This is a genomic window from Microvirga puerhi, from assembly GCF_020089865.1.
In the GTDB taxonomy this organism is placed as follows: Bacteria; Pseudomonadota; Alphaproteobacteria; order Rhizobiales; family Beijerinckiaceae; genus Microvirga; species Microvirga puerhi.
Window position 1 is genome coordinate 136246 of record NZ_JAIRBM010000011.1, and the last position, 17484, is coordinate 153729.

At 57.0% G+C, this 17484-nt stretch carries 13 protein-coding genes; 6 read left to right on the forward strand and 7 right to left on the reverse strand.

Annotated elements, in window-relative coordinates; translation table 11 throughout:
• Nucleotides 1-3: 3 nt before the first annotated feature.
• From K9B37_RS15695 to K9B37_RS15720, 6 genes are all read right to left on the reverse strand, one after another.
• On the reverse strand, nucleotides 4-1221 hold the full coding sequence (locus tag K9B37_RS15695; RefSeq protein ID WP_224314373.1) for a glycosyltransferase: 1218 nt from the start codon (nucleotides 1219-1221) through the stop codon (nucleotides 4-6).
• Between the two features lie 192 nt (nucleotides 1222-1413).
• Nucleotides 1414-1725: a polyhydroxyalkanoic acid system family protein gene (locus K9B37_RS15700; protein WP_224314375.1), complete on the reverse strand. Its 312-nt coding sequence runs from the start codon at nucleotides 1723-1725 to the stop codon at nucleotides 1414-1416.
• A 57-nt stretch (nucleotides 1726-1782) separates the two neighbouring features.
• Nucleotides 1783-2127, reverse strand: a complete 345-nt coding sequence (locus K9B37_RS15705; RefSeq protein ID WP_369414323.1) for a hypothetical protein — start codon at nucleotides 2125-2127, stop codon at nucleotides 1783-1785.
• 53 nt (nucleotides 2128-2180) lie between these two features.
• Nucleotides 2181-2447 (reverse strand): hypothetical protein, encoded by a 267-nt coding sequence (locus K9B37_RS15710; protein WP_224314377.1) that lies wholly within the window; start codon nucleotides 2445-2447, stop codon nucleotides 2181-2183.
• A gap of 153 nt (nucleotides 2448-2600) precedes the next feature.
• A complete protein-coding gene (locus K9B37_RS15715; RefSeq protein WP_224314379.1) occupies nucleotides 2601-3008 on the reverse strand; it encodes a septal ring lytic transglycosylase RlpA family protein in 408 nt (135 codons plus the stop codon).
• Nucleotides 3009-3355: 347 nt separating this feature from the next.
• A complete protein-coding gene (locus K9B37_RS15720; protein WP_224314381.1) occupies nucleotides 3356-4777 on the reverse strand; it encodes an MATE family efflux transporter in 1422 nt (473 codons plus the stop codon).
• A 130-nt stretch (nucleotides 4778-4907) separates the two neighbouring features.
• On the opposite strand from K9B37_RS15720, the gene K9B37_RS15725 reads away from it, so the two are divergent.
• Nucleotides 4908-5879: an amidoligase family protein gene (locus K9B37_RS15725; protein ID WP_224314383.1), complete on the forward strand. Its 972-nt coding sequence runs from the start codon at nucleotides 4908-4910 to the stop codon at nucleotides 5877-5879.
• The gene (locus K9B37_RS15730) at nucleotides 5876-6568 is read left to right on the forward strand and encodes a gamma-glutamyl-gamma-aminobutyrate hydrolase family protein (protein WP_224314385.1); all 693 of its coding nucleotides are present in this window, start codon (nucleotides 5876-5878) and stop codon (nucleotides 6566-6568) included. Before K9B37_RS15725 ends, K9B37_RS15730 begins: the two co-directional genes overlap by 4 nt.
• A 7-nt stretch (nucleotides 6569-6575) precedes the next feature.
• On the opposite strand, the gene K9B37_RS24935 is transcribed toward K9B37_RS15730, so the two are convergent.
• The gene (locus K9B37_RS24935; RefSeq protein WP_224314387.1) at nucleotides 6576-8000 is read right to left on the reverse strand and encodes a response regulator; all 1425 of its coding nucleotides are present in this window, start codon (nucleotides 7998-8000) and stop codon (nucleotides 6576-6578) included.
• Nucleotides 8001-8229: 229 nt separating this feature from the next.
• On the opposite strand from K9B37_RS24935, the gene K9B37_RS15740 reads away from it, so the two are divergent.
• The 4 genes from K9B37_RS15740 to K9B37_RS15755 form a co-directional block, all read left to right on the forward strand.
• Nucleotides 8230-10470, forward strand: coding sequence for a glycoside hydrolase family 3 N-terminal domain-containing protein (locus K9B37_RS15740; protein WP_224314389.1), 2241 nt, complete (start codon nucleotides 8230-8232; stop codon nucleotides 10468-10470).
• Nucleotides 10467-11354 (forward strand): YoaK family protein, encoded by an 888-nt coding sequence (locus K9B37_RS15745; protein WP_439651738.1) that lies wholly within the window; start codon nucleotides 10467-10469, stop codon nucleotides 11352-11354. The genes K9B37_RS15740 and K9B37_RS15745 overlap by 4 nt, the downstream gene beginning before the upstream one ends.
• Nucleotides 11355-11695: 341 nt before the next feature.
• Nucleotides 11696-12697 (forward strand): glycosyltransferase family 2 protein, encoded by a 1002-nt coding sequence (locus K9B37_RS15750; RefSeq protein ID WP_224314391.1) that lies wholly within the window; start codon nucleotides 11696-11698, stop codon nucleotides 12695-12697.
• Nucleotides 12698-13599: 902 nt separating this feature from the next.
• A partial coding sequence (locus K9B37_RS15755; protein WP_224314393.1) for a DUF4082 domain-containing protein occupies nucleotides 13600-17484 on the forward strand: 3885 nt, incomplete at its 3' end.

The window sequence follows — 17484 nt, forward strand, 5'->3', positions numbered from 1 at the left end:
ATCTCACTCCGCCGGCGTCGCCGCATAGACAGGGAGGCTCGAAGCGTCACGAGAACTGCTTTCTTCGCCCATGACATCCTGCATGAGCTTGTGCATGGTCGACCAAGTCTTATCCCAAGACCCCGCTGCGAGATGGCGATCGACTTTGATGAGCCAAGGCTCCCTGCGGCGAGAGAAGATAAACTCGGCTTTCTCGACAACCTCCCCACCATTGGCAGCGATCTCAACCAGCCCCTTATCGCCATAGGGCCTGACGACATCCGTGATTGCTGTTGAGATGACGGGAACACCAGCAGCTAAAAATTCCGGAGTCTTGGTAGGGCTGATGAATTTTGTCGCTTCATTGAGAGCAAACGGCATGAAGCCGATGTCCCACCCTGACAGGTAGTCCGGAAGTTCACTATATGCCTTACCGCCGAGCCAATGGATATTTTCCCTACGCGGCAATGAGGCCGGGTCGATCTTGACGACGGGACCGATCATGACGAGCTGCCAATCTGGACGCAACTCAGCTACCTCAGACACGAGATCGATATCCATACGCTCGTCAATGACACCGAAGAATCCGAGCCTCGGTCGCGGAATTGCGATTTGATCAGCTGGATCCTGCTTGTGATTACGAGCCTTTGAGAAGTGATCGAAGTCGATTGACGACGGGAACGCGTGAACGCTGCGATGACGGTTGCGCTTAGCCTCAAAGAGGCTCATTCCTCCCGTAAAGACGAGATCACAACGCGCGAACAAACGATTTTCGAGAGCCATGAGTTCACGTGAGGCTCCGCGGAAGAGAGAGAGTTCATCCATATTGTCATAGACACACACATCGCATTCGAGATCGCTCGTAAAAGCAAGCGCCATGGGCGTGTAGTACCAGAATATCCGTGGCCGCTTAGCTTCATGACCAATCAGGGCTTCGATCAGATCATGCTGCTCAATAACGACATCGTCTTGGCTCAATCCTTCTGGAAGGATTGGCACTGCGATCCGGACACCTTGAGGACGCTCGCTGATTTCCATGTGAGGCTTCGCGCTCGGCTTGAAGAGCGGCTCCTCAATCATCAGCACATCGTAGTGCTTCGCGGCTCGGCTCAAGAGATGTTGCGGCCGTTGCCACACGAAGTCCCATCGCAGGTGAGAGAAGCATACGAGGAGTGGTACTTGATCGGAAGAATTGAAAGGTAGGCGGAAGGCATGCGACTGCGTTATCGAACGCTCAAGCATTGCGCGATCCTCAAAAGAGACAAATTACGTGCGGACGAAACGCTCAGTCCGGGGAATTATGAGAACGTCGTCATTGTCGCTGGGCCGGGACCAACGAGAGGGTCGCGGTCGCAATCCTTTGGCTAACGCCAAAGATGCAGTCCGGTTCCACGAATGTTCATGAAAATGAATAATTATTCAGCTGAGAGAAGATTATTTCTTCTCCAGCATCAAGGTGCCCTGCTTCTGAATAAACCCCTTCGCCTTCTCTGCTATAATAGACAAAATCCACGGCAATTGAACCTCGACACGAACTTGGTCATCCATGACGTCGAGATGACCGGCGATTGTTTGTCCCATGGCTGCAACATGGAAGGCCATGCGATCTCCGGCCCAGCTTTCTTCTATGGAAGCGATCTTGTCGCCGAATTGTGTTTTCAGCCGTGAGAGCCCGCCGTGGAGCCGCCGTGTCGCTTCTGCTTTGCCCAAGTTATGGGGAATGGACACGACGAGAGGTTTGGCCATCTAGAAACTCCGCTTTTCAGATGAGACAAGCAAAGCGCGACCGTGAAGGTTCCGCGATCAGAGCATCTCGACCTTGAGAGCTCTCATAACGATCGTTTCCTGTTGGAAGCGTCTTTCGAGTTCCGCACGATAATCTTCCCACCAGCTGTGATCGAGTTCCCTCGCCATAACCTCGAACACGACAATGTCATCATGTGCAGTGTGACCGCCCTCCTTCCACATCCCTTCGGCGGGCGCGCGAGTGAAACTGGTGATTCCTCCGAAGCGTTCCGACAATTTGGAGCGCACCTGCCCATAGGCCGCCCCGTCGAAACGGCGGCCTGCATTGTCCGTCAACGGTAGGAGAATTTGCACCAGATACATCGCCTGCCCCATTTCCCCACTAGCCTGGGCGATGCTCAACCCATGCGCGACAGGAGATCAGTCTAGGGCGAAGTTCCTGAAAGGCGAGATTTTCAGGCCAGCTGAGCTGCAAAGAGATCGAGGTCCGAGGGTGGGAGATCGTTACCGATAGCGTACCGGCTGGATCGACGGGAAACGCGCCATGGATGCGCTGTCGAGAGACGAATCGCTTCCGAGGGGCGCAATCGTCTCACGGTTCCATCCACCTGAACCTCATCCAGCACCACGAAGCCGAAAATGGCCAGACGTGTCGCGATGGTCTTTGTCACCCGGTCTTCCGCCGCGACGGGAAGTGACCCGGCCGCGTAGACCGCGTCCATCAGGCTTCCTTGATCTCGTTTCGAGGAGATTGCCGAGCGTGCTCCAGGAAAGCGAACGACGTTCGACAGCGGGAATGATTGAGGATCCATCTATGCAACCCTTGGTCCGAATCAGGCCAAGGATCGCGGTAAGGGATTAAGAAGCGCCTAACCTTAATCCACTCGGTGCAGGGATACGTAGGCTGTACCGCTTGACGTAAGGCCGAGTTCCTGGGCCGGTCCCTTTGCCAGATCGATGATCCGGCGGCGAGAGAAAGGCCCACGATCGTTGACGGTCACGACGACCGATCGACCGTTTTTCTCATTCACGACCCGCACCTTTGTGCCAAAGGGAAGCGATCGATGGGCGGCGGTCATCGCCAGTGAATTGAACCGCTCTCCGCTCGCTGTGCGGCGTCCGTGAAATCCGGGGCCGTACCATGACGCGGTCCCGGCTTGAAAGGCTTTGTCTGCGACCTGGGAAACGGACCCAGTAGACGCTGGGCCGCCTGAAGTTGTGTTGCAAGCGGCAACAAGAAGAAGTGGCGCCAGAAGAGGCGCACGGGCGAGGATGTTCTTCAAGGATTTAGCTCCCCTTCCTTTGTGCTTACCGCGAAGCTCACGGATAAAGAGGCGATAATAAGGCGGGATCATTTTTCCCTTATGCCGCCTTACTTTTTCGCTTGGCCCTAACCCTTCTGAATAGCCTAAAACTTTATTAAAATGTAAATCTATAGCTTGAACAATGTTTCTATACGTGATGGGCGCCGGTTGCTTCAGACTGCATCCATGTCTGGGCTTCCTTTGGCTTCAAGGTTCCAAAATTCGACTTGAGAATCCTACGAATATCGCCAGGTCCATTTCGAGTAACGGCGAAAGGAACTTGAGACGATAAAAAGGGAACTTCCGGCGCCCAGCGATCCTCTGAATCACGACCGGTCCGCAAGGACCTCCTGCGGAGATAAGTTCGTCAAGCCGAGCCGATCCCGACGTAACCAACGCCACAGCATCAGCGACGCAACGACCGCGAGACCTGTGGCCAGTCCAATCCAGATTCCAACGCCGCGAAGACTTGTCCCGAACGCGAGTACGACGCCGAGGGGCAGCCCTATTCCCCAGTAGCCCGCCGCTGCAAACACCATCGGCACTTTCGTGTCCTGGAGGCCGCGCAGCATGCCGGCACCGACGGCCTGTGCGCCATCTGCCAACTGAAAAATTGCCGCGAGCGTAAGAAACGAGATTGCATACTGGAGAACCGGAGCGTTGCGGGGATCAGCGATATCGAGGAATGCCCCGATTAGCAGTTGCGGCTTGAACAGCATCAGCAGCGCCGTGAAAATCATGAACCCGACCCCCAAGGCGAAGGCCGTCCAACCGGCGAGGGTCACACCTCCGGCGTCCTGCGCTCCGAATGCCCGCCCCACCCGGACCGTTACCGCCTGCCCAATTCCGAAGGGCACCATGAAACACAAGGATGCGATCTGAAGCGCAATGGCATGAGCGGCAAGCTCGTTGGCACCAATACGGCCCATGAACAGAGCCGCGGCATTGAAGATCGTCACTTCGAAGGCAACGGTGAGGCCGATGGGCGCGCCGATACGCCACAGGGTCCGATATCTGGCCCAGTCAGGGCGCCAGAAGCGGCCAAAAAGATGGTAACGCCTGAAGCGTCTGTCCCTGCTGACAACGAAAGCCAGACTCAGAAACATGAAGAGACTTGAGATAACCGTACCGAGTCCAGCCCCCACAAGACCAAATGCCGGAAGGCCAAACTTTCCCAGCATCAACACATAGGCAGCGCCGAAATTGACCGGAACCGCCAGGATGCCGATGACCAGGGCCCAGCCTGGACGTTCCAATGCTGAGAGGAACGAGCGCAGGACGAGAGAGAAGAGAAACGGCAGCAGGCTCCATTGCAAAGCGCGGATATAGCTGCCGGCCGCATGAGCCAGAGCGGGCTCCTGCCCCATCGCGAGCAGCATCGCCTCCCCATTCCAGGCCAGCAGCCAGATGGGAATGGCCACGGTAATGGATGTCCAGAATCCTTGCCGGACTGTACGGCGAACGTCCCTTACCGAATGGCGTTTGCGGCCGAGTTCCTCGGCTATCAAGGGCGATGTAGCGTTCACTAACCCGATGCCGAAGATTAGGAATGCGAAATAAAGGTTGGTCCCCAAGGCACCAGCTGCGAGAGACTCGGGACCGAGCCACCCCATGAGGATGACGTCCGATGTCATAAGGGCATTCTGAGCCAAATTGGTCAAAACGAGAGGCCAACTCAGCGCGAGAGTCGCGCGTAGCTCGCTTGCCCAGGCGGACTGTCGAAATTTTAGCGTATCTACGGCATTCATGGGGTGCTTGTAGCCCGAACCAGGAGGCGAATTCCACACTGGATCGCCAAGCTGGGCCATTGCTGCACAGGAACGGAACCCGCCCGCACGACGCTCGTTCACCTGAGCAGTTCATCAGAGGAGTCCTTAAATGGCGCAGCGGGCGCTATCCACCTCAATCGGGTTCCTGCTACCTCCAATTCTCAGGAACGAGGTTGGAGAGACACGCACGGTCGGGATCGAGGTCGAGTTTGCCGGTACCTCGGCCGAAGCTGCCGTCCGTGCCCTTCACCGGACCTTCGGCGGAACGATTATCGAGGAGGACCCTCATGCCTATCAGCTGATGGGCTCCATCATCGGCGACATGTCGATCGAACTCGACAGCCGGATGCTGCACCCTGGCAAGCGTACGAAGATTGGCGCCTTGCCTCGCATCGCAGCATGGTGTGGCTTTGCTGCGAGCTACATTGTTCCATGTGAGCTCGTGACCGCACCCATTCCGATGGACCGTCTGCATGAGATCGATCAGGTACTCACAATCCTTCGCGGCATAGGGGCGAAAGGGACGCAGGATGCCGCGTTCTATGCCTTTGGACTGCATTTCAATTCAGAAGTGCCAAAGCAGGATGCACAGACGGCCTTGGCATTCCTGAAGAGTTTTGTGCTGTTGAACGCCTGGTTGCGCCGAGAGGTCGCCCCCGATGTCACCCGTGATTTGCTTGGCTTCGCCTCTCCGTTTCCTCTGGGCTATGTGCGCATGATTGCGGCTCCAGACTACTGGCCAAGCATGGAGAGGTTCATTGATGACTATCTTGCCGCCAGCCCGACCCGTAACCGGGATCTGGACCTGCTGCCGCTGCTGCACCACTTCGACGCACAACGCGTACGCGCCTTGCTGCCGAACGAAAAAATCAACGGACGGCCAACATTTCATTACCGCCTGCCGGATGCGCGCGTCAGTGACGCGGGCTGGAGTATTGCACCCGAGTGGAATCGTTGGGTAGCCGTTGAGCGGTTGGCGGCAGATCGCGATCAGCTGAACGCTTTGGGCTCTGCGTTTCTCGCATTCTCTGGGGAACCCAAGAGCTGGGCCAATGTCGTAGAGCGTGTGGCGCTGACATGACGAGACCGCTGATCGGCGTGACAACATCTCGCTACGGCGGATGGCGCAGCTATCTGATACATCACCTCGCCCTCAAGCGTGCCGGAGCGCGAGCCGTCCGGCTTATTGCGGGATATCCTTTGCCGAAGGAGCCACTTCAGGGTCTCATCATAGGCGGCGGAGACGATATCAGTGCAAAGATTTATGGCGGACAGGTGTTGCCCAATGTACGCATCGATCCGGAACGAGATTCGCTGGAGCTCGGCCTCCTGGACCTGGCCCTACCCATGAAGCTGCCCATACTCGGGATCTGTCGCGGCTCGCAAATGATCAACGTTGCGTTGGGAGGCACACTTCATACCGACATCCATGAGGTCTATATACAAGCCCCGAGAATGCGAACTGTTCTGCCGAAGAAACGTGTACTGATTGCTCCTGGCTCGAAGCTAGATCGGATTCTAGGTTGCAATCCCTGTTGCGTGAATGCGCTCCATCACCAATCCGTCAACAGGATTGGGGAAGATCTCGCCATTTCCGCCCAGGACGACGTCGGAATTGTTCAGGCCATAGAAGGAAAGGGGTCGCCCTTCCTTATCGGCGTCCAGTGGCACCCGGAATTGCTGATCTGGAAAAAGCACCAGCAAAGTCTGTTTAGAGCGTTGAGCCGAGCATCTCAAGAATCTGGAATAGTGCTCGAAACAGCAGCATGATTGGAATTCAGTTCGCTCGCCTGGTGGGACGAGGGAAGAGTGAAACGACCTTTCCGGAGTTCAGTGCCAGTTGCGTCTGAATTGCGGCATGCAGCTTCCGGCTAGCTACAGGCTTTTGCAACAATGGAAACTCGCTCTCCTGCTCGGCAGCAAGAGCATTTGCAGTGATGAGCAAAATCGGCAAATCGGGATAAATCTGCCGAGCCTCGCGTGCCCAAGTGAGGCCACTCATCGGTCCCAGCATAGTCACGTCACATAGAAGAAGCCCTGGCTTTCGAGCCCTCAAAGTCTTCGTGGCCTGCCCAACATTCGTTGCGATTCGCGCGACATATCCAAGCTCCTCGAGCATTGTCTGCAAGGCAAGGGCCACTTCGATTTCGTCGTCGACGATCAGTACCTCTATGTGAACGGAAGGCTTCTCACCAATGCTCTCCTCATTTTGTAACACAGGCCGCGTAACATGGTTCGGAGCCATCGCTCGGGGGATATAGAGAGCGATGACCGATTTCGCTCCAAGCGTGACAACCTCCGCCATGCCACCGATGGGCCGAAGGAAATGAAGGCTCTGGTTGAACTCGACCCAATTGGCGAGATCCATGTCCTGCATCGAGAAGACGGTCTCGGGGCACCCATCTGAACCATTGGGTGCTTCGTGCGGCGAATTCGTACCGATCGCGATGCGGACGAAATCGCCCTCAAGATCGGCGCGCGACAACATTCCTTTCGAAACTGTGACGTTCTGGGCCTCGATCGTGATGGCCCCTCCCTGCCCAAGGGTCCCGCGAAGATTGGAGCAAAGGGTGACGATCGCTGCTTCCAGATCGCTGGCATCGGCCCGGATTCCCCAAAGACCGTTCTCCAGATTCAGCCGCAGCTCTACCGCATCTCGCAAGAGGGACCGGCTCAAAAGTGTTGCAATCGAATCAATTCTCTCGGCAGGATCTACAAAGCCGATTTTCGTCTGGCGGTCCTGAGCAAAGGAACTCGACCGGGCAATCAACGAAGCCGCTTGATCGGTGGCAACGAGAGCGGAGAGGAGCTTGCGCTGCAAGGTCGGATGATCCTTCAGCTGCCGCGCAGCCGTTTCGACATTGGCATTAATCACCGTGAAACGATTGTTCAGATCGTGGACGATGCCACCCCACAAATGGCTGAATGCTTCGATCTTTCGGGCGGAGCTCGGTTCACTCTGAAGAAAGGGAATCTGAGATCCTTCGGAGAGGAATGAAGGGCCTTTTTTGATGTCCTCTTGAGGCTCCGCCTCCTGATCGAAAACGGTCAAGCGGCCCGTTACACGGTCGAGAAGTCGACCTTGCGCCCGCAACAGCTGTGCCATCTGCCAGCCCAACAAGAGAAAGCTTCCGATTGCAACAGCGACCAGCGCCATCGCCGAGAGGGCGACTAATTCGGTCTGACCCATGACAACGGCCACGCCAATTGCCGCTCCTAGGATGACAAGGATGCAGCAGGAGGCAGCGAGAAGAAACCTCAGATTGGGCGGCAGCAAGTACATCTGACCGGATCGTCACCAGAAAACAATTGCGTGGACTGGGCGCACAAGGCTGGCGTCAATTCCCCATAATTGTCCTATTTAGCATGAACGACCAGAGTGCGGGATCCTCCCGCAGTAAAGTTTTTGCGTCCTCTTAAGGAGATCATTCGTGCGGCTGACCTGTGTTTCTGTTTCCTTAAGGCTGGGCCTCGCGAGTCTTCTCATGATTGGTGCAACGGCGATGTCTCGGGCTCAGGACGACATTGGGAGCCGCGTGAACGTCCTTTTGAGCAAGATGACTCTGGAGGAGAAGGTCGGTCAGCTCAACATGGTGTCCAACGGCGCCACGCTTCGCTGGGAGGACATTGCCTCGGGCCGTGTCGGCGCTCTCCTGAACTTCAACAACGCGCAAGATATTGCTCGAGCTCAGGCCGCAGTCCGACAGTCCCATCTCAAGATTCCCATCCTCTTCGGTCTCGATGTCCTGCACGGCTTTCGAACACAGTTTCCTATCCCGCTAGGCGAAGCGGCAGCTTTCAATCCTACGCTCTCCCGCCTTGCATCCGAGTGGGCGGCACGAGAGGCATCCTATGTAGGCGTTCAATGGACGTTCGCCCCGATGGCGGACCTTTCGCGCGACAGCCGATGGGGGCGCATCGTAGAAGGGTTCGGTGAAGATCCATATCTTGGATCGGTTCTGACGGCCGCCCGGGTGGAGGGCTTCACCAAAGGCGGTCTCGCAACGGCGACAAAACACTTTGCAGGGTACGGTGCACCGCAGGGCGGCCGCGATTACGACACGACCTACATCCCACCGGCCGAGATGTACGACACCTATCTGCCGCCCTTTCGAGCCGCAGTCGAGGCCGGCTCAGCTAGCTTCATGGCCGCTTTCAACGCCCTCAATGGAGTCCCTTCGACGGCAAACCCCTGGCTCCAGACTGACGTTCTTCGACGGCAATGGGGGTTCGACGGCTTCGTGACATCCGACTGGGCCGGCATTCATGAACTTATCGGCCACGGTGTCGCGGCGAATGGCGCGGAAGCCGCACGGAAGGCCATCCTCGCAGGCGTCGACATGGATATGATGGGGGAGCTCTATGTCCGATATCTCCCGGAAGAAGTGCGGGCCGGCCGAATTTCCGAGGGCGTCATTGACGAGGCAGCTCGCCGCGTCTTGCGGACGAAGATGCGCCTCGGCCTGTTCGATCGCCCCGATGCGGATCCCGGTCACGTCGATGCGATCTTCCCTTCGACGGAGGCTCGGCAAGCTGCAAGAAAGGTCGCGAGAGAGACCTTTGTCCTCCTACAGAATCGCAACAATGTTCTGCCCATTGTCCCGTCAGCGCGCTCGATCGCAGTGGTGGGCCCTCTTGCTGACGCCCCTCAGGACCAATTCGGTCCCCATGGCGCCCGCGGCCATGCCGGGGACACCGTGTCGGTCCTCCAGGGGATCCGTCAGAGAGCGGAGCGGTCCAAAATACAGGTGAATTATGCCCCGGCTTGCGATCTCTTCTGCAAGTCGACGGACCAGCTTCCAGCCGCGCTCGAGGCCGCCAAGGCGTCGGACCTGACGGTCGCGGTCTTTGGTGAGCCCGTAGACTTGTCCGGGGAAGCGGCTTCCCGCGCGCACCTGACTCTGAATGGGAAGCAAGCCGAAGTTCTCGAAGCTCTCGCAGCGACGGGCAAGCCCATCGCTCTGATTATCGTTGGGGGGAGGCCACTCGAGTTGGGCAAGCTTGCGGACCGAATTCCGTCCATCATGATGGCTTGGTATCCGGGTACAGAGGGGGGGACGGCACTCGCGGACGTCCTTTTCGGAGACGTGAGCCCGAGCGGCAAGCTACCCTTGAGCTGGCCCCGCACCGTCGGCCAACTCCCGCTGTATTATAACCGACTCCCTACAGGCCGCCCGACCCTGGAGAACAATCGTTTCACCCTCAAATACGTCGATGAGGCGATTACGCCGCTTTATCCTTTCGGCTGGGGATTAAGCTATACGAAATATTCTTACGCCGACCCTATCATTGCAAAATCCCGGTTGAAGCCTGGCGACACCTTGGAAGTATCGACAATGGTCACCAATACCGGCTCCCGTGCCGGGCAAGAGGCTGTTCAACTCTATACGCGGGACCCGATCGCCAGCCGGAGCCGCCCTTTGCGAGAGCTCAAGGCTTTTGACAAGATTGCACTCGAACCAGGCGAGACGAAACGTGTCGTCCTTCGCGTCCCCGTGGAATCCCTCGGCTTTCATCAGGACGATGGAAGCTATTGGGTGGAGGCAGGAACCATCGAGGTATTCTTGGGCGGCAGTTCGCTGGCCGAAAAAGTCGGTGAGATCTCAATTCTGGAAACATTCACCCTTCCGCTCTCGGGTCAACGAGCCTCGTCTTCGACAATGGCTCAATGAGGAACAAGAAGACGTCTGGCGAGATCGAGCGCTCCTGCGGTAAAATAACTCTCAAGGGGCAGCTCATGACGAATGCTCGGCAACGACGAGAGACAAAACGCAGCTTAGGGAATGGCCTCGCCTCCCGCTATGTGTCCTCTGTCGGGTCGGTCGCGTCCTCTCAGCGGACGGGCGTCGCCGATCTGCAACTGGGCATGATCCTGACCTTCATCGCTGGCGCTATCAATGCGGGAGGCTTTCTCGCAGTCGGGCAATATACGTCACACATGTCTGGAATATTTTCCAGCATGGCTGATCACCTCGCCTTGGGAGCGCTTGATCTCGTTCTGGTTGGCTTTGCCGCTCTTGCTCCATTCGTGATCGGCGCTGGTTGCTCTGCTATCCTCATCAACTGGGGTCGACGACGTGGTCTAGACAGTCAATATGCGCTGCCATTGCTTCTTGAGGCTGCTCTCCTTCTCGCCTTTGGTCTTTATGGCAGCCACTCTCCCTCATCGCGCCTTTTCACACCGGCAGTCATTGCCTGGCTATGCTTCATCATGGGATTGCAGAATGCCACGGTCACGAAGATTTCCGGCGCTCGGATGCGGACGACCCACGTCACAGGGATCATTACGGATATTGGCATCGAGCTAGGCAAGCTCTGCTATTGGAATCGCGATGCTTCCATACCCAGAGTCGATGCGGACAGCGCAAAGCTCAAGCTTCTATTGCTTCTCCTGACGTCGTTCTTTGTCGGCGGCATCGCCGGAGCAGTCGGCTTTAAGTGGGGCGGCGCTTTGTTCGCACTCCCCCTTGCTTTGACTCTGTTCTCGCTGGCCGTGTCTTCGATCGCGCGTGACGTCTCCAAACATAGAAGCGAACCTCCAAGCCTTTCGCCCTGAAAGTTGGAGAGGCTCACGCAGCCTGTCTCAATCTGGGTTGACTATGGAAGCCACTCTCCTAAAGAATTTCGGCTCTCGCTACAGCGTCGCCAGCTTCAGTATCGTTCGCAGGCGGTACAGCATATTGCTTGGAGACAAAGGATAGACTTACCCATAATAGTCATAAACACATAGCTGTATTAATATTATTAAGCTGATCTAACCGTCGGCAACTTGCATCATCATCTTAAGACATATGAACAACAAGAATACGCCAATATGGCATCCTGTCCCCGGCCGACGATCGCTCTATCTCAACGTCCCAAAGCGTAAGCTTTTGTCTTGATGGGAAGGTCTGGGCAATGCGTTCAGTCGACGTTATCATTCCTTGCTACCGCTATGGCCATTTCCTAAGACAATGCGTCGAAAGCGTCCTTGATCAGTCCGGCGTCGGTGTTCGAATTCTCATATTGGACGATGCCTCTCCGGATCATACGCCAGAAGTCGGCACCGACCTTGCACGAGAGGACTCTCGAGTCACATTCCATCGGCACACTGCGAATAAAGGGCATATCGCAACGTATAACGAAGGCATCGAATGGGCTTCACAAGACTACTTCCTGCTACTATCGGCTGACGACTATCTCTTGCCCGGAGCCTTGGAGCGAGCAACGGAGCCCATGGAGGAAGTGCCTGACGTAGGTTTCACCTTCGGGAATGCATCCCTCCTGTCGAAGGATGGAACGGCAGCATCGATGAATCCTATGCCGCGCTTGGGGAAAGACGCAAAATGCCAAGTCATGAAAGGATCGGAGTTTATCGCCCTTAGCGGCGCTGCCAATATCGTCCCAACCGCAACGGCTGTCGTTCGAACAAGCCTTCAAAAACTCGTTGGAGGCTACCGTCCTGAACTGCCCCATAGCGGCGATATGGAAATGTGGTTTCGCCTGGCTGCTTATGCATCGGTAGGCTTTGTGAATGACTATCAAGCAGTCTATCGCCTGCATGACAGCAACATGTCTCATGCGTACATGACGAACGCGATTCCCGATCTCCAACAGAGAAAAGCCGCTATCGATTATTTCTTCGAGACGAGCGGGTCGCTCCTTCCGAATGCAGATCACCTGCGCCACCGCGTCTATCGGTCATTCGGGCAGGCTGCTGTCAAACGCGCAAGTGCGGCCTTCAATGACGGTCTGTTGGATATTTCGGCGCAGATCCAGCGGTACGTGCTGGAAGTCTGCCCAGAGGTCAGGCATTCGTGGCCATGGACCAAGCTTGTCTGCAAGCAGACGCTAGGACTGAAAGGATGGAATGTGCTGAAATCGTTCCATCGGGCTTTCGACAAACGGTTCGAGGTGTAAGTTTTCGCTCTTAAGATCTGGAGCGACTTGGCTTCATGGCCCCGCGCCTCACATCTGGTGGCAATGAGAAAACATTAAATCAACCAAAGTGCGCGCGAACTTGTGCGCTGATGTAACACAGTTTTTCGGACATCTCTCAACTTTATATGATTGCATTACCATCTCGGTGATAAAGCAGCTCGATTAAAGCCGAGAGCTAATCACGAATAGAATCATCCTCAACCATAAGGCATGCAGCCGAAGGACGAACTGTCCTTCCGTCCAGGAAGTATTGCCCCCTGCGCTGCAACATACCCACTAAGGGACGCATGATCCAAATATAAGTTACTTTCATTACTTCTACTGCCATGAGAGGCTATGCGTGCGCTGCTTAGCGGCTTCACCTTGCATGGGAGCTGGTGATGCTAGTGTTGAACAGAGAAAAGGCCCAAGGCACGTTGAACTATCGTCGGACCTTGAGAAGGATAGCGGCTTCCCACTTTGACGCTCGCACGCACGATCCTTCATCCGATGCGCAGCAGAGTTTTTTAGATAGCGCCTCACCTCCATCGCCAAGCACCCAAAAACCGAATGATGGCGGCTATCAACATAGCCATGTTCCGAAATCGATCAGGGGAGATCTCGGCTCACATGCAAGCCGACTGGCTTGGACGGAATCGACATCGGCGGATGCCGGGCGACATCTCGATCCGACAAAGCCGACTGTCGTTAGACAGGATGCAGTCGCGTCGCCGGCATTACCTGCCGAGCAAAATCAGGTTGGCACACATGCTTCCACACCTGACAAGGTCACAACATCAACCTCTTCATCTTCTTTGTCGCCTGAAAACGCTCGGCCAACGATAGGCGACCCCAATGCTGTAACTGCCCAGGCCAGCACGAAAACGCTCAGTGGAGACTCGGTGACCTCTGCGGGTGGAATAGAAATCGGAAACGATGGTCCGCAAGTACAGCCCGGGGTGCTGCATGGGCCGGTGACCCTTCAAAGTGCCGCTACGGCGGCTAGCCCAAACCTGCTGGCTGCGGCAGCGCCGACCGCTACAAACCCCATCGTCCTCGAGAACCAGAAGCCAGGAAATCCTGAAAGTGAATGGGGGATCGACGGAGCTGGCAGTTCTAACATTGAGGGTTTCGCAACAGACATCAGCGTCAACGTCGGACAGCGCGTCGACTTCAAGATTAACACGAATTCCAACAACTATCGGATCGACATCTATCGGCTTGGCTACTACGGCGGCATGGGAGCGCGCAAAGTCGGAACGATCCAGCACACCGGCGTTCAAACACAACCGGCTCCATTGAGAGATAGCACCACAGGTCTCGTTGACGCCGGCAACTGGTCCGTCTCAGCCTCTTGGAATGTTCCGACAGACGCCATTTCCGGAATCTATGTCGCCAAGCTGGTCCGGCAGGATGGCACTGCTGGCGAGAACCAGATTCCTTTCGTCGTCCGGGATGACAGCAGCCATAGCGACGTTATCTTCCAGACATCGGACGAGACTTGGCAGGCCTATAACCCATGGGGCGGCGCGAACCTCTATGGCGGGAATGGACCCGGAGGCGACTCGGCTCCGGGGCGTGCCTACAAGGTTAGCTACAATCGTCCCATCACTACCCGTGGCGGTGGTCTTCAGTCCGGTCCGCAGGATTTTATCTTCGGAGCCGAGTATCCGACCCTCATGTGGCTTGAGAAGAACGGCTACGATGTCTCCTATATGAGCGGTCTCGACGTTGATCGATACGGCAGCCTCCTGCTGAATCATAAGATGTACTTGAGTGTCGGTCACGACGAGTACTGGTCTGGCCAACAGCGGACCAATGTGGAAGCTGCACGTGATGCAGGCGTGAATCTGTCGTTCTGGAGCGGCAACGAGGTCTATTGGAAAACCCGCTGGGAGCCGAGCATCAGCGCAGGCGCTCAAGCCAATCGTACGCTTGTCTCCTACAAGGAGACGCGAGCCGGTCCGATCGACCCGAGCAATGAATGGACGGGCACTTTTCGGGACCCGCGCTATGTCTCATCGACTGCGCAGGGAGGCGGACGACCGGAGAATGCGCTGACGGGCACGCTCTTCCAAGTCGATTCCTACCGGAGCGACGCAATCACAATTCCTTATGACGATGCCAATCTCCGCTTCTGGCGCAACACGAGCGTTGCTAACCTGCAACCTGGACAGGTCGCAACACTGCCTGCAGGTTACCTTGGATATGAATGGGACGGATCACCGGACAACGGCTTCCGGCCAGCGGGTCTCGTCACGCTATCCTCGACCACTTTGCCGGTGAACACATATCTTCTGGACTACGGCACCCGGACTGGCGCTGGCACGGCCACTCACAACCTGACGCTCTATCGTGCGCCCAGTGGAGCTTTGGTCTTTGGCGCGGGAACGGTCTACTGGCCTTGGGCACTTGATGCCGACCACGACACACCGATGAACGAGAATGTTCCGGTCGATCCACGCGTCAAGCAAGCCATGGTTAACCTGCTTGCCGATATGGGCATACAGCCCGGTACTCTGGAGGGCGGTCTCGTTGCAGCAACACAGTCGACTGACACGACGAAACCGGTTTCGACGATAGCAGCACCTAATAATGGCGCTGCATTGACCGTCGGCCAAGCCGTTACGATCAGTGGAACGGCCTCGGATGTCGGCGGTGTCATCGCGGCCGTCGACGTATCGACGGATGGCGGCACGACTTGGCACCGCGCCAGTGGCGACGAGACATGGACCTACAGCTGGGTTCCCACAACAGCCGGGAACATCACCATCAAGACGCGCGCAGTAGATGACAGCGTCAATCTCGAGACGCCCGGCGCTGGACGAACCGTGACGGTAACCGGCAACACTGTCCTATCTGCATCGGCAACGCCGCCCAGCATTCCGGAGTCGGATATCAACTCCGTTGAACTCGGAATGCAGTTCCAATCATCCGTCGCCGGTACGGTGACGGGGGTACGCTTCTACAAGAACGACATCGCCAGTGGCACACATACCGGATCTCTGTGGTCCAGCACCGGGACGCAACTCGCTACCGTAACCTTCACGAATGAGACGGGTGTCGGCTGGCAGGCCGCGAGCTTCTCGAACCCTGTGGCGATCACCCCGGGCACCACTTATACGATTTCCTATCACAGCAATGGCTATTATGCGGCGACTTCCAACTATTTCACGGCACCGGTCTCCAATGGGCCGCTCACCGCGCCTGCGAATGCGGGTGTCTATGCGTATGGATCCTCAACCCTCTTTCCGAACAACACATTTCAAGCCGAGAACTATTGGGTTGATGCTCTGTTCAATCCGTCGACCGGCAGCACCAACCGCTCACCTGTCGCCAACAACGACAACGGCTTCAGCACCACCCAGAACACGGCAGTAACAATCGCCGCCTCGTCCCTACTGGCCAACGACACCGATCCCGATGGCGATGCCATAAGCATCACCGGCGTCAGCAGCCCCACCAACGGCACCGTCGCCTTCAATGCCCAGACCAATGCCGTCACCTTCACGCCAACCACCAACTATACCGGCCCGGCCAGCTTCGCCTATGCTATCTCCGATGGTCGCGGCGGCACTTCATCGGCCACGGTCAGCCTTTCGGTCAATGCTCCCGGCTCCGGTCCGGTCAGTCTGTTCCCGGCCTCCGCAACGCCGGCCATCCTCTCCTCCACCGACACCGGCTCGGTCGAACTCGGCATGAAGTTCCAGGCGTCGACCAACGGCACGGTGAGCGGCATCAAGTACTACAAAGGCTCGGGCGACACCGGCACGCATACCGGTAAGCTATGGACCTCGACCGGTTCGCTGCTCGGCAGCGTGACGTTCCAGAACGAGACCGCCAGCGGCTGGCAGACGGCAACGTTCTCCAGTCCGGTCAGCATCACGGCCGGCACCACCTATGTGGTCTCCTATCACAGCAACGGCCGCTATGCCGCAACCTCAAACTATTTCACCAATCCGACAACCAACGGTCCGCTCACGGCACCTGCCAGTTCCTCTTCTGGAGGGAACGGCATCTATGCATACGGGTCGTCCAGTGTATTCCCATCGAACTCCTATCAAGCCAGCAATTACTGGGTCGACGTTCTGTTCAATCCGTCGACCGGCAGCACCAACCGCTCACCTGTCGCCAACAACGACAACGGCTTCAGCACCACCCAGAACACGGCAGTAACAATCGCCGCCTCGTCCCTACTGGCCAACGACACCGATCCCGATGGCGATGCCATAAGCATCACCGGCGTCAGCAGCCCCACCAACGGCACCGTCGCCTTCAATGCCCAGACCAATGCCGTCACCTTCACGCCAACCACCAACTATACCGGCCCGGCCAGCTTCGCCTATGCTATCTCCGATGGTCGCGGCGGCACTTCATCGGCCACGGTCAGCCTTTCGGTCAATGCTCCCGGCTCCGGTCCGGTCAGTCTGTTCCCGGCCTCCGCAACGCCGGCCATCCTCTCCTCCACCGACACCGGCTCGGTCGAACTCGGCATGAAGTTCCAGGCGTCGACCAACGGCACGGTGAGCGGCATCAAGTACTACAAAGGCTCGGGCGACACCGGCACGCATACCGGTAAGCTATGGACCTCGACCGGTTCGCTGCTCGGCAGCGTGACGTTCCAGAACGAGACCGCCAGCGGCTGGCAGACGGCAACGTTCTCCAGTCCGGTCAGCATCACGGCCGGCACCACCTATGTGGTCTCCTATCACAGCAACGGCCGCTATGCCGCAACCTCAAACTATTTCACCAATCCGACAACCAACGGTCCGCTCACGGCACCTGCC

Excerpts from the sequence above, each read along its gene's own strand:
- K9B37_RS15695 (WP_224314373.1), bottom strand. The coding sequence starts at position 1,221 with ATGCTTGAGCGTTCGATAACGCAGTCGCATGCCTTCCGCCTACCTTTC.
- K9B37_RS15700 (WP_224314375.1), bottom strand. The coding sequence starts at position 1,725 with ATGGCCAAACCTCTCGTCGTGTCCATTCCCCATAACTTGGGCAAAGCA.
- K9B37_RS15710 (WP_224314377.1), bottom strand. The coding sequence starts at position 2,447 with ATGGACGCGGTCTACGCGGCCGGGTCACTTCCCGTCGCGGCGGAAGAC.
- K9B37_RS15720 (WP_224314381.1), bottom strand. The coding sequence starts at position 4,777 with ATGAATGCCGTAGATACGCTAAAATTTCGACAGTCCGCCTGGGCAAGC.
- K9B37_RS15725 (WP_224314383.1), top strand. The coding sequence starts at position 4,908 with ATGGCGCAGCGGGCGCTATCCACCTCAATCGGGTTCCTGCTACCTCCA.
- K9B37_RS15730 (WP_224314385.1), top strand. The coding sequence starts at position 5,876 with ATGACGAGACCGCTGATCGGCGTGACAACATCTCGCTACGGCGGATGG.
- K9B37_RS15745 (WP_439651738.1), top strand. The coding sequence starts at position 10,467 with ATGAGGAACAAGAAGACGTCTGGCGAGATCGAGCGCTCCTGCGGTAAA.
- K9B37_RS15750 (WP_224314391.1), top strand. The coding sequence starts at position 11,696 with ATGCGTTCAGTCGACGTTATCATTCCTTGCTACCGCTATGGCCATTTC.